We start from the raw sequence: 12,432 nt of genomic DNA on the forward strand, positions 1-12,432 counted from the left end.
AAAATAACTACTAATCATCAAAACAGAATATATTATGTTGAAGACTATTTTGTCCATTTCCGGTAAACCGGGATTGTATAAGCTTGTTTCTCAGGGAAAAAATATGTTGATTGTAGAGTCGCTTGCAGACAAGAAGCGTTTCCCTGCTTATGGTAATGAGAAGATTATTTCTTTGGGCGATATCGCCATGTATACAGATACGGAAGATGTTCCTTTGAAGGAAGTGTTTCTTTCCATGAAGAAAAAGGAAAATGGTGCTGCCGTAGTGCTGGATTTGAAGAAAGCTACTGCCGACGATTTGCGTGCTTACCTGGCAGAGGTATTGCCTACCTTCGATCGCGACCGCGTATATCCGTCCGACATCAAGAAATTGATTGTTTGGTATAATTTGCTGGTGGCAAGCGGTATGACGGATTTTGAAGAAACTCCTGCGGCAGAAACGAAGGAGGAAAGCAAGGCCGAGTAATCGGAGAAGGATTGAAATACAAAATAAAAGAGGCGATTCTCAATAGTCGGGAATCGCCTCTTTTATTGGGGGATACGGGTTGCTTTTAATTTCTGAAAACCAGTCCGTCGTCAGTGGTATTGGCATCCACTGTAATAGGCTTGCTGCGGTCTACTTCCTGAGCCAGCAGCTTCTTCGACAAATCGTTCAGCAAATAGTGCTGTATGGCACGTTTCACCGGACGGGCGCCGAATTCAGGGTCATAACCTGCATTGGCAAGGAAGTCTATGGCGGCATTTGTCAGAACAAGTTCCACGCCGTTACCGGAAAGCATCTTCTGCACACTCTTGATTTGGAGCACCACAATTTGCTTGATTTCGGGCTCTGTCAGTGGCAGGAACATGATGGTTTCGTCGATACGGTTCAGGAATTCCGGGCGGATGGTCTTTTTCAGCATATTCATCACTTCCTTTTTGGTTTCCTCTACGATTTGCTCCTTATTGCTACTGTTGAGCTTCTCCATCTGGCTTTGGATATAGCCGCTGCCCATGTTGGAGGTCATGATGATAATCGTATTTTTGAAGTTGACCGTACGCCCTTTGTTGTCCGTCAGACGTCCGTCATCCAGCACTTGCAGCAAGATGTTGAATACGTCCGGATGAGCTTTCTCGATTTCGTCGAATAGGACGACAGAATACGGTTTCCGCCTTACGGCTTCTGTCAGTTGTCCGCCTTCATCGTAGCCCACATATCCCGGAGGCGCTCCTACCAGACGGGAAACGCTGTGTTTCTCCTGATACTCGCTCATGTCGATACGGGTCATCATCGTCTCGTCGTCAAAGAGGAACTCCGCCAGCGCCTTTGCTAATTCCGTCTTACCTACACCGGTGGTTCCCAGGAAAAGGAATGAGCCGATAGGACGTTTCGGGTCTTGCAGTCCGGCACGGCTGCGGCGTACGGCATCGGATACGGCCTCGATGGCTTCGTCCTGCCCGATAACCCGCTGGTGCAGTTCCGCCTCCAGATGCAACAGTTTGTCCTTTTCGCTTTGCAGCATCTTGCTTACCGGTATGCCGGTCCAGCGGGATACTACGTCGGCGATGTCTTCAGCGTCCACTTCCTCTTTAATCATGGCCTTGTCACCCTGCATCTCGTGCAGTTTTTGCTGCGTTTCTTCAATCTCCTGGTTCAGCGCTTGCAGTTTGCCGTAACGGATTTCGGCCACCCGGCCATAGTCGCCTTCCCGTTCTGCCTTGTCGGCCTCGAACTTCAGGTTCTCTATTTCCACCTTATTCTGCTGGATTTTGTTGACAAGGGTCTTTTCACTTTGCCATTTCGCCTTGTACGAGTTTTCCTGCTCCTTCAGCTCGGCAAGTTCTTTGCCGATTTGTTCCAGTTTGGGCTTGTCGTTTTCGCGCTTGATGGCTTCACGTTCAATCTCCAGCTGCTTTATCTTACGCGAAATCTCGTCCAGCTCTTCCGGTACGGAATCGACCTCCATACGTAGCTTGGCAGCGGCTTCGTCCATCAGGTCGATAGCCTTGTCCGGCAAGAAACGGTCGGTGATGTAACGGTTGCTCAACTCTACGGCGGCGATGATGGCATCGTCCTTAATCCGTACGTGGTGATGGTTCTCATAACGTTCCTTCAGACCACGCAGAATGGAGATGGTGCTCAGCGTGTCCGGTTCGTTCACCATGACAATCTGGAAGCGGCGCTCCAACGCTTTGTCCTTTTCGAAATACTTCTGATATTCATCGAGGGTAGTGGCCCCGATGCTCCTCAGTTCACCGCGTGCCAAGGCGGGTTTCAAGATGTTGGCGGCATCCATGGCGCCTTCCCCCTTGCCGGCACCCACCAGGGTATGGATTTCATCAATGAAGAGGATGATGTCTCCTTCGGACTTCTTAACTTCGTTGATAACGGCCTTCAGACGTTCTTCAAATTCGCCTTTGTACTTGGCGCCGGCCACCAGTGCACCCATATCCAGGGAGTAGACTTGTTTGTTCTTCAAGTTCTCGGGGACGTCTCCACGCAAGATACGGTGGGCAAGTCCCTCTACGATGGCCGTTTTACCGGTACCCGGTTCACCGATAAGAATCGGGTTGTTCTTGGTACGCCGGCTCAGAATCTGCAGGACACGCCGTATCTCTTCGTCACGGCCGATGACGGGATCCAGTTTGCCGCTGCGGGCTGCTTCGTTCAGATTGATGGCATACTTTTCCAATGACTGGTAAGTGTCTTCGCTGGATTGTGAAGTTACTTTTTCTCCTTTTCGCAGTTCGTTGATGGCTTCCCGCAGTTCGCGTTCCGTCATCCCGGCATCTTTCAGAATGGTGGATGCAGTGCTTTTCACATTCAGCAAAGCCAGCAGTACCGGTTCCAGGGAGACGAATTCATCACCCATTTCCTTGGAATATTGGGTGGCCTTCTGGAACACTTCGTTCGTTTCACGGCTCAGGTATGGCTCTCCGCCGGATACCTTGGGCAGAGAATCAATTTGCTTGTCCAGTACAAGTGCTATCTGCTGACCGTTCATGCCCAGCTTCTGGAAGATGAAGTTGGTGACATTTTCACCTACTTTCATCACGCTTTGAAGTACATGCACGGGCTCGATGGCCTGCTGTCCACGGCTTTGTACCAGGTTCACAGCCTCCTGCACTGCTTCTTGCGCTTTAATGGTAAAGTTGTTAAAGTTCATATTTTGTTCTCCTTTCTATTTTATCAGTTTCATAACACTTGGGAAGGCGCAAAAGATTTGCCATTGGCACATTTCGGACAAATTGTCTGCATATAAAATATGTAAAATGACAAATTGTCTGTAAATCAGTCGTTTTGTTTCTTTCTACTTCTTTAGATAAGAAGTTGGAGCAAAGTTCCTTTTCGTATTAAACTCTATTGGTTAAAGAGAAGGGCAAATAAGGATGTCATGCATGAGATGTGCATCTCATGTAGTACGAGGTGTACATCTCATGTAGTACGAGATGCACATCTCATGTAGTGAGGGCCTATATGTTTTAGTAGCTAAGTCTTCGTGTTCCAGCTCCAAGGTTCCCGTGTTGCGGAGGAAGGATATTCTCTTTCCGCTTCGGAGATATAGATTAATTGTTTGGGATGATACAAGTTATTGATAAATTTGTCGTACTTTTACTGCTTCAAAGTTTTGTGCTTTCTGTGTGGTAGGTTTTTGGAGCTCCGCTTGCAGAGGAGCATTATGTATAATCACGTATTAAAATAGAAGATAATGGAGGATAAGATAAAGTTTCCGGCAAATGTGATATTGATAGATGTTGCATTTCTGAATGAAGTGGTATATGGTGCAAAGAACTTTTTGGAAGGTAAGTTGGGACGGAAGCTACCCGATGTTGACCTGCCGGCATGGTTGAGCTATCTGGCATTGGACGCCGGCTTGAGAGAACAAGAAAATGAGGTGGAAGTGTTGCTGGTGCATACTCCGGCAGCGGACGTGCTGAAGTGTTGTGAACCATCCGATGTGAATAAACTGAATCACCAGGCATGCCGTACGCCGCTGGGCGAATTTGCATTTTCTTCCGTCACCTCTTCCGGTTTAGTCTCTACCGAAGAGTTGTTTCTTGACCTGATGAACCTGGCGCTTGATTCTGCGGATGTGAAGTGTTTGATGCTGTTGCCTTTCCATCAGGTATATGGTAATGGAGTGGAGGAGAAGCTGGCGGGTTTCTTCAAAGACAAGAATGAGGAAGAACGGGGCAAAGCTGTGTACTTCATTACGGAGGAACCTCTGAGCCCGGTGTATTGCCGCCTGGAGCCGGTGTTTTATTCTTTGGCGCATGCTTTCGGCATCAAGTCTGACGAGTTATAAGATATAAGAAGTATATGAGTGATTTCCGTTTAAAAGTGTTTCAGTCTGTTGCCAAGAACTTGAGTTTTACAAAGGCTTCGCAAGAGTTGTTTGTAAGTCAGCCGGCTATAACCAAGCATATCCAGGAGCTGGAGGCCACTTATCAGACGAGGCTTTTCGACCGGCAGGGAAGTAAAATCAGTTTGACCGAGTCAGGCCGGCTGCTTTTGGAGCATTGCGAACGGATATTGGAGGACTATAAACGGCTGGAATATGAAATGCACTTGTTACATAACGAATATATTGGAGAACTCAAGTTGGGAGCCAGCACTACCATTGCGCAGTATGTGCTTCCTCCGTTGCTGGGCAGTTTTATCGGCAAGTTTCCGCAGGTCAACTTGTCCTTGCTCAATGGAAATTCCCGGGAAATAGAAGCCGCTTTGCAGGAACACCGCATTGACTTGGGATTGGTGGAAGGGGTTTTCCGCCTTCCCAATCTGAAGTATACTACTTTTCTTGAGGATGAACTGGTAGCGGTAGTCCATTCCAAAAGCCGTTTACAATTGCCCGAAGAGATTACTCCCCAGGATTTGCCCGCTATTCCTTTAGTGCTTCGTGAGCGCGGTTCGGGTACGCTGGACGTGATAGAACGCTCACTCCAGAAGCACGGCGTCAAGCTTTCCTCACTCCATGTACTGATGTATCTGGGTAGTACCGAAAGCATCAAGCTCTTTCTTGAAAACTCCGATTGCATGGGAATCGTGTCTATCCGTTCCATCTGCAAGGAACTGGCGGCAGGCACTTTCCGCGTGGTCGAGATAAAGGATATGCCCATGCTTCGCGACTTCTGCTTTGTCCAGTTGCAAGGGCAGGAAGGAGGGTTGTCACAAGCCTTTATGAACTATATGTTTATGTCCCGATAACAATAAGTTATAGTCTATAAGTAGAAACGATTGGCGGGTGTACTAAAATAGAACTACCTTTGCATCCGGAAAATTAAGGAATAAACATTAGTAATAATAGTAAAATAAACAGTATGGCTTCAAATCGAGTTTTGGCTAAAAGCATTAATATGCCTTTTCTTCAAAGTAATAATAAATTTATTTATGTATCTCTTCTGGTTGTCCTCTCCTTCTTTCTGCTGCTGGATTATGTGCCCGGTATGCATGCCTATTCGGCATGGGTCACTCCGCCGTTGGCGTTGTTCTTGGGGTTGGCCTTTGCGTTGCTGTGTGGGCAGGCACATCCGAAGTTCAATAAGAAGACTTCAAAGTACCTGTTGCAATACTCTGTTGTAGGGTTAGGATTTGGAATGAATCTGCAGGCTTCTCTGGCTTCGGGCAAGGAAGGAATGGAGTTCACGATTATTTCTGTAGTGGGGACATTGCTCATCGGCTGGCTCATAGGACGTAAGTTCCTGAAAGTGGACCGTGACACTTCCTATCTTATCAGTTCCGGTACGGCTATCTGCGGAGGCAGTGCCATTGCGGCTGTGGGGCCGGTGTTGAAGGCAAAGGATAGCGAGATGTCTGTGGCATTGGGCACCATTTTTATATTGAATGCCATTGCATTGTTTGTTTTTCCGATGATAGGCCACGCTTTGAACATGAGCCAGCATGAGTTCGGCACATGGGCGGCCATTGCCATACATGATACGAGTTCGGTAGTGGGGGCAGGTGCCGCATATGGCGAGGAGGCCCTGAAGGTGGCAACGACTATAAAGCTGACACGTGCCTTATGGATTATTCCTTTGGCTCTGGTAACTTCGTTCATCTTTAAGAGTAAGGGACAGAAAATCAGTATTCCCTGGTTCATCTTCTTCTTTGTGCTGGCTATGATTTTCAATACTTATGTGCTGGGCACTACCGAAACGGGTGCCATGATTGGGGAGGGAATCAATTCTTTGGCTCGCAAGACGCTGACTATCACTCTGTTCTTTATCGGTGCCTCTCTGTCACGTGATGTACTGAAGGCAGTAGGCATCAAGCCCTTGATACAAGGCACCTTGTTGTGGATAGTGATTAGTGTGAGCACGTTGGCATATATCTACTTGTTCTGATTGCATCGGTCCGGCAGTTCTTGAAGTATAACTTCCGGTGGAAGAAGTCGGTAGGATTTTTGCAACGTATTTCTTTCCTCATTGGATATATAGACGAATACACATCTCGGGATAACCGGGGTGTGTATTTCTTTTAATATCCTTCCCCATTGACGCCGGACCGGAGCAAGTGGAAGCCAGGTTATGATACCTTTTGCTTCCAGCATTGCTTTTGTCCTCGGTTCGGCGTGCTGACCAGTTAATACAATGTTCCAGAAATGTGGTTCTTTCAGCTGTTTTTTTATATCTTGAGAAGTCATAGTTAGTTCACTTTTTTGATGATAAAGTCGAAAGAGGTGAAGAATTGAGGGTGCTTACCGATAGATATGGGAAGGATAATGGTAATGGAGGAATTCCTTCCTTTCCGAATATCTTTCTTGTTGTATATTTGAGAGTTATTTGCCGTATAAGTTGTCACACCAATCTTTTGGCTTGTTTCTGCCTGGCTTTTTATAATTGCAAAGGGAGTTTCCGCTTCTGCCAGTATGGGGTATTTGACTTCTGAGGTTCTTCCGTCCACAATGAATTGCATATTTTCCCAGTTTATTCGGATATCTTCTGAAGAGTTGTTGCAAATTATAATTTCCCATTGGGAGTCGTTTGGAATAAACTTATAAGCAACCCCATCTTTTGTATACTCTAATTTTCCTTTTTGGTTCTCCAGCCATTTAAAGGATACTTGGCATCCCGCATCAACGTATTGTGCAGATAAAGTGGTTGGAAATAGGAGAAACAGCAAAATGGCCAGCTTATTTTTCTTCTTATATTTCCGGTAGTCATTGTATATCCATAGCATAATAAAAATAATGCCGATAGGGATGGCTATGAGAATACATGTCAGTAAATTCATGATAGCAGATATTATTTGTTTGTTTATATGAATATGTTGCAAAAGTATCATAAAATATTTGATAAAACAAACGAATTATGAATAAAAAGAACGATACATACAGACAAATTGGTATTGGTGTTCCTTATAATATGAATGATTAATTTGTACCTTCATATAAATGGAAAAAAGTAATATATACATCGGAGAGATAATCAAGAACGTGATGCTTGAACAGCAGGTTACCAAGGCGGAACTTGCACGAAGACTGAAAGTTAAGCCTCAAAGTGTAGACTATATGCTTACGAGAAAAAGTATTGATACGGATACGTTGTATAATGTCTCACGTGCCTTGAACTACGATTTTGCTTTGTTGTATTCCATTCATAAGGAACAGATAAATTATGATACGTTAGAGCAGGAATACAGACTCTCCACAGCGAAGGTGTTGGTGGAGCTTGAGCTGAAGCCTGAAGACATTGCAAAATTGAATCTTAAAAAGCGGATTGCTGATGTCTTGAAATAAACGCACTCTTGGGCTGGTGCTATTGGTGTTTTCATTTTTTTTCCATTTTTTCTTCCTGGCCGTGTAACAAAATCCTTTCCTCCTACGTCTGAAGGGTATAAACAGGAATCTACTATTGATAAATAGCCCATGGACGCTGAAAGTTTTAAAAAAGAGTTTCTGCCATATCATCGCAAGTTGTACTGCATAGCTTATAGACTATTGGAGAATGCTGCCGATGCTGAAGATTTGGTGCAGGAAGCTTATCTGAAGTTGTGGGACAAGCGGGAAGGACTGGCCATTATCAGTAATCCGGAAGCATTCAGCGTTACTCTGGTGAAAAATATGTGCTTTGATTTGCTTCGTTCGGGAAAGTATACTTTGAGCAGACAGAGTGTGGAGTTGGCCGAAGTGCATAATATGTCTCAAGCAGATAACTTTGAAGTGAGGGATGAAGCGCAGCAGGTAAGGCACATCATTGCCCATCTGCCGGTGCAACAGCAGAAAATAGTAACGTTGCGTGATGTCAAGGGATGTTCTTATGAAGAGATAGAGCAGGTCACGGGATTGAATGCTACCAATGTCCGTGTACTGTTGTCCCGGGCAAGAAAAAAGATACGTGAGGAATTTAATAAATGGAGTAACTATGACAGTCGAGGAAATTGAAAGGCTGCTCGCCGAATTTTATGAAGGGAATACCAACGAGCAGGAAGAAGAGTTGTTGAAGGAAGCTTTCAGAACCGAAGAAGTGCCCGAGCACTTGCAGAAGGACAAGAAACTCTTTCTCAGCTTTTTTCCCGGGAAAGTGGTGGATAATGTTCCCGCCGGATTGGAGGATAAACTGAGCCGGATGATTGATGAAAAGGCTGAAGAGGAACAACGTTTTTTCCACCGGAACAAGGCCAAACGTAATTGGCGCTGGATAGGAGGTATTGCTGCCACCATTCTGGTTCTTGTAGGTGTAGGTTATGGCATTACGAACATGGGAGAGGATATGCGTCCTCCTACACCTCAGGACACTTTCTCTGATCCGGAAGCTGCTTATAAGGCATTGCAGGCCACTTTAATCGAGGTGTCTGCGAATCTGAACAAGGGAATTGAGCAGATAGAGGAAACGCGGATAGACGTAACGAAGGTGAACCAGGAAGTAAGAAAAGAAATTCAACAATAATCTGATATGAAAACAATGAAAATTATTTTGGCAGGTGTACTGCTGATGTTGCCTTTGCTTTGCCAGGCACAGAAGAACCTATTCAACAAGTATGGAGATATGAAAGGCGTGTCGTCCGTCTACATATCCAAGGCAATGATAGAAACGAATCCCAACTTGTTTACTAAAGATGTTTATATTGGGAAAGTGTCCGGACAGTTGAACTCTGTGCAGGTACTTTCTACAATGGATAATAATGTAAAGAAAGAAATGCGTAAGGATCTTCGTTCTTTGGTGCAGTCTTCCAGATATGAATTGCTGATGAAGCAGAAGGGAACAGTCTCCAGTTCTGAATTCTACATGAGCCGTAAAGGGGAAAAGGTGAAGGAGCTGATTATGATTGTAGATGGTGCAGCCACTCTGAAATTTGTTTATTTGGAAGGTGATATGACTTTGAAGGATATACAGAATATCATGATGTATCAGAATACCAGCTGGAATGGGAACAATGTGAATATACAGCTTCCGGATATAAACTGGGCGGAGATAGAGAAGCTGAAGAACCGCGATTGGCTTGGAGAATTGAAGCATTCGCAAGAACTGGCATTGAAAGGGCTGGAAAATGTAGCTAAACTGAAAGACAACAAGTATCTGAAAGAACAAATGGATACCGATACATGGAAACGTTTTGAAAAAAGCATGGAGGCTTTGGAAGAACGTTTGGAAAAAATGGAATAGGAAGCGGTAACCTTTTTAGGGAAACTTGCCAATAGAATGTTTTGTTTTTCTATTGGCAAGTTTTTTTGTTATTTGTCTTTTCTCAATTCTGCAAAGATAAGCCCTTCCAGCTCTTCTGCCAGTTCCGGATTGTCAAGGATGACCTGCTTGGCGGCGTCGCGTCCCTGGGCAATTTTCGTCTCGTTATAGCTGAACCATGAACCGCTTTTCTTGATGATGCCAAGCTCTGCACCCAAGTCAATGATTTCGCCTGCACGGGAGATGCCTTCACCGAACATGATGTCGAATTCCGCTCTACGGAAAGGAGGAGCTACCTTGTTCTTCACAACTTTCACTTTGGTCTGCTTGCCGATTACTTCATCGCCGTTCTTGATGGCTTGGCTTCCACGGATGTCAAGACGTACGGAGGCATAGAACTTCAGTGCATTACCGCCGGTAGTTGTTTCGGGATTGCCGAACATGACACCGATTTTTTCGCGCAACTGGTTGATGAAGATACAAGTGGTGCGTGTTTTGCTGACAGCTGCCGTCAGTTTACGCAAGGCTTGTGACATGAGTCGGGCTTGCAGACCTACTTTGTTGTCACCCATATCGCCTTCAATTTCAGCTTTCGGGGTTAAGGCAGCCACAGAGTCCACTACAATGATGTCAATAGCGGAGGAACGGATCAGTTGCTCTGCGATTTCCAGTGCTTGTTCGCCATTGTCCGGCTGTGATATCAGCAGATTGTCCACATCCACACCCAGTTTTGCTGCATAGAAGCGGTCGAAAGCATGTTCTGCATCAATGAATGCGGCAATGCCTCCTGCCTTTTGCGCTTCAGCGATGGCATGAATGGCAAGGGTTGTCTTACCGGAAGATTCCGGGCCGTAAATCTCGATGATACGTCCGCGGGGATATCCTCCCACGCCAAGAGCCACATTGAGGCCGATGGAACCTGTGGGAATAACTTCTACTTGTTCGACGCTTTCGTCGCCCATTTTCATGATAGAGCCTTTACCAAAGCTCTTTTCTATCTTGTCCATGGCAGCCTGCAAGGCTTTCAGTTTTTCGCCCGATGCCAGATTGCTGCCATTTTCAAAATTCAGTTCGTCTTTTTTTGCCACGTTGTTAATGTTTAATGATTATAAAATTTGTGCCGCATGGTCTTTGGTCTTCACTTCTTTCGGAGTGATGATACGCTCTACAATACCTTCTTCATTAATGATGAAAGTTGTGCGGAACGTTCCCATATATTTGCGGCCATACATGCTTTTTTCGCCCCATACTCCGAATTGTTCTACCAGCTTCTTGTCGGTGTCTGCAATCAGGGTAAAAGGCAGATTGTTTTTCTCAATAAATTTCTGGTGTGACTTTTCGCTGTCCACACTGACGCCGATGACTTCATAACCGGCTTTGCGCAGGTCGGCATAATTATCCCGCAGGTTGCAGGCTTGTGCCGTGCAGCCGGATGTCATGTCTTTGGGGTAGAAGTAAAGTACAATCTTCTTTCCCTTATAGTCGCTCAAGCGGATTTCTACACCTTTTTCGTTGATACCCAATACTTCGGGTGCTTTATCTCCTATATTCACTTTGTTAATGTTTAATGATTAGTGGATAATGATTAATGTTTAATCATTAATTTCAAACTTCCAAGTCTCCGTCGATAATCTCATGCCAAGGCAGGCCTTGTTTGTTGAGCTGTTCCATGAATGGGTCCGGATTGAATTCTTCAACATTCCATACACCCGGTTTTTTCCACAATCCCTTGAGGAACATCATGGCACCAATCATGGCGGGCACACCGGTGGTATAGCTTACGCCCTGCATACCGGTTTCCTTGTAGGCCTCCTGGTGGCTACAGTTGTTATATACATAGTAGGTACGCTCTTTGCCATCCTTTAGTCCGCGGATGCGGCAACCGATGGATGTTTCGCCTTCGTAGTTTTCGCCCAGGTCTTGCGGGTTGGGGAGGACGGCTTTCAGGAATTGCAGCGGAACAATCTTCATGCCGTTATATTCCACTTCGTCTATGCGTGCCATGCCGATGTTCTGGATAACGCGCAGGTGGGTTAGATACTCTTGTCCAAACGTCATCCAGAAGCGTGCACGCTTGATGGTGGGGAAATTCTTCACCAGAGACTCCAGTTCTTCGTGATAAAGCAGGTAGGAGTCGCGCGGACCGATGTTCGGATAAGTCAGGTCTTTGTGGATTTCCAGCGGCTTGGTTGTCACCCATTCTCCGTTTTCATAATAGCGGCCGTTCTGTGTAATCTCACGGATATTGATTTCCGGATTGAAGTTGGTGGCGAATGCTTTATGATGATTTCCGGCATTGCAGTCTACGATGTCCAGATATTGTATTTCGTCAAAATGATGTTTGGCGGCGTATGCAGTATAGATGCCGCTCACTCCCGGGTCGAAACCGCAACCGAGGATGGCGGTCAGTCCGGCATCTTCGAAGCGTTTCTTATAGGCCCATTGCCAACTGTATTCAAAGTGGGCAACATCTTTCGGCTCATAATTGGCGGTATCCAGATAGTTGACTCCACTTTGCAGACAAGCCTCCATGATGGTGAGGTCTTGGTAGGGGAGGGCTACGTTGATGACGATTTCGGGTTTGAAACTATTGAAGAGTGCTACCAGTTCGTCCACGCTGTCGGCATCTACCTGGGCGGTTTTGATGTTCGGGTTACCGATTGCCTTGACAACAGCGTCACATTTGGACTTGGTGCGGCTGGCTATCATGATTTCTGTAAACACATCAGGATTTTGAGCCACTTTGTGCGCAACAACGGTACCTACACCGCCTGCACCGATAATAAGAACTTTACCCATTTCTTTGTACTATATTATTATATTAGGTTT

14 protein-coding genes are annotated in these 12,432 nt (G+C 45.6%); 8 read left to right on the forward strand and 6 right to left on the reverse strand.

What is annotated here, in order from left to right; all coding sequences use genetic code 11:
• Nucleotides 1–34: 34 nt before the first annotated feature.
• On the forward strand, nucleotides 35–466 hold the full coding sequence (locus DW800_RS01975) for a DUF5606 domain-containing protein (RefSeq protein WP_005832700.1): 432 nt from the start codon (nucleotides 35–37) through the stop codon (nucleotides 464–466).
• 85 nt (nucleotides 467–551) lie between these two features.
• On the opposite strand, the gene clpB is transcribed toward DW800_RS01975, so the two are convergent.
• Nucleotides 552–3,146, reverse strand: coding sequence for an ATP-dependent chaperone ClpB (gene clpB / locus DW800_RS01980; protein ID WP_005832699.1), 2,595 nt, complete (start codon nucleotides 3,144–3,146; stop codon nucleotides 552–554).
• Nucleotides 3,147–3,689: 543 nt separating this feature from the next.
• On the opposite strand from clpB, the gene DW800_RS01985 reads away from it, so the two are divergent.
• The 3 genes from DW800_RS01985 (at nucleotide 3,690) to DW800_RS01995 (ending at nucleotide 6,324) form a co-directional block, all read left to right on the forward strand.
• Nucleotides 3,690–4,286 carry a DUF6621 family protein gene (locus DW800_RS01985; RefSeq protein WP_025836268.1) on the forward strand — a complete coding sequence of 199 codons (597 nt, stop codon included), beginning with the start codon at nucleotides 3,690–3,692 and terminating at the stop codon, nucleotides 4,284–4,286.
• Between the two features lie 14 nt (nucleotides 4,287–4,300).
• On the forward strand, nucleotides 4,301–5,188 hold the full coding sequence (locus tag DW800_RS01990) for a LysR family transcriptional regulator (protein ID WP_035448955.1): 888 nt from the start codon (nucleotides 4,301–4,303) through the stop codon (nucleotides 5,186–5,188).
• 113 nt (nucleotides 5,189–5,301) lie between these two features.
• The gene (locus DW800_RS01995) at nucleotides 5,302–6,324 is read left to right on the forward strand and encodes a YeiH family protein (RefSeq protein WP_009038126.1); all 1,023 of its coding nucleotides are present in this window, start codon (nucleotides 5,302–5,304) and stop codon (nucleotides 6,322–6,324) included.
• On the opposite strand, the gene DW800_RS02000 is transcribed toward DW800_RS01995, so the two are convergent.
• Nucleotides 6,312–6,623 carry a transcription termination/antitermination NusG family protein gene (locus DW800_RS02000; protein ID WP_005831778.1) on the reverse strand — a complete coding sequence of 104 codons (312 nt, stop codon included), beginning with the start codon at nucleotides 6,621–6,623 and terminating at the stop codon, nucleotides 6,312–6,314. The genes DW800_RS01995 and DW800_RS02000 overlap by 13 nt on opposite strands.
• Before the next feature lie 2 nt (nucleotides 6,624–6,625).
• On the reverse strand, nucleotides 6,626–7,213 hold the full coding sequence (locus DW800_RS02005; RefSeq protein ID WP_119957743.1) for a hypothetical protein: 588 nt from the start codon (nucleotides 7,211–7,213) through the stop codon (nucleotides 6,626–6,628).
• 160 nt (nucleotides 7,214–7,373) lie between these two features.
• Between DW800_RS02005 and DW800_RS02010 the strand changes: the two genes are divergently transcribed.
• The 4 genes from DW800_RS02010 (at nucleotide 7,374) to DW800_RS02025 (ending at nucleotide 9,585) form a co-directional block, all read left to right on the forward strand.
• On the forward strand, nucleotides 7,374–7,718 hold the full coding sequence (locus tag DW800_RS02010; protein WP_005831772.1) for a helix-turn-helix domain-containing protein: 345 nt from the start codon (nucleotides 7,374–7,376) through the stop codon (nucleotides 7,716–7,718).
• A 129-nt stretch (nucleotides 7,719–7,847) separates the two neighbouring features.
• Nucleotides 7,848–8,363, forward strand: a complete 516-nt coding sequence (locus DW800_RS02015; protein ID WP_005831770.1) for an RNA polymerase sigma factor — start codon at nucleotides 7,848–7,850, stop codon at nucleotides 8,361–8,363.
• Nucleotides 8,344–8,868 carry a hypothetical protein gene (locus DW800_RS02020; RefSeq protein ID WP_005831768.1) on the forward strand — a complete coding sequence of 175 codons (525 nt, stop codon included), beginning with the start codon at nucleotides 8,344–8,346 and terminating at the stop codon, nucleotides 8,866–8,868. The genes DW800_RS02015 and DW800_RS02020 overlap by 20 nt, the downstream gene beginning before the upstream one ends.
• Nucleotides 8,869–8,874: 6 nt before the next feature.
• Complete coding sequence (locus DW800_RS02025; RefSeq protein WP_005831766.1) at nucleotides 8,875–9,585, forward strand: DUF4252 domain-containing protein; 711 nt, start codon at nucleotides 8,875–8,877, stop codon at nucleotides 9,583–9,585.
• Between the two features lie 68 nt (nucleotides 9,586–9,653).
• Here the strand turns inward: DW800_RS02025 and recA are convergent, their stop codons facing one another.
• The 3 genes from recA to DW800_RS02040 are packed head-to-tail and all read right to left on the reverse strand — an operon-like array spanning nucleotide 9,654 to nucleotide 12,402.
• Nucleotides 9,654–10,691: a recombinase RecA gene (gene recA / locus DW800_RS02030; RefSeq protein WP_005831765.1), complete on the reverse strand. Its 1,038-nt coding sequence runs from the start codon at nucleotides 10,689–10,691 to the stop codon at nucleotides 9,654–9,656.
• An 18-nt stretch (nucleotides 10,692–10,709) separates the two neighbouring features.
• Complete coding sequence (bcp, locus tag DW800_RS02035; protein WP_005831763.1) at nucleotides 10,710–11,156, reverse strand: thioredoxin-dependent thiol peroxidase; 447 nt, start codon at nucleotides 11,154–11,156, stop codon at nucleotides 10,710–10,712.
• 52 nt (nucleotides 11,157–11,208) lie between these two features.
• A complete protein-coding gene (locus DW800_RS02040; protein WP_005831761.1) occupies nucleotides 11,209–12,402 on the reverse strand; it encodes a saccharopine dehydrogenase family protein in 1,194 nt (397 codons plus the stop codon).
• Nucleotides 12,403–12,432: the final 30 nt, after the last annotated feature.

This window comes from Bacteroides sp. AM32-11AC (genome assembly GCF_003603515.1).
GTDB lineage: Bacteria > Bacteroidota > Bacteroidia > Bacteroidales > Bacteroidaceae > Bacteroides > Bacteroides uniformis.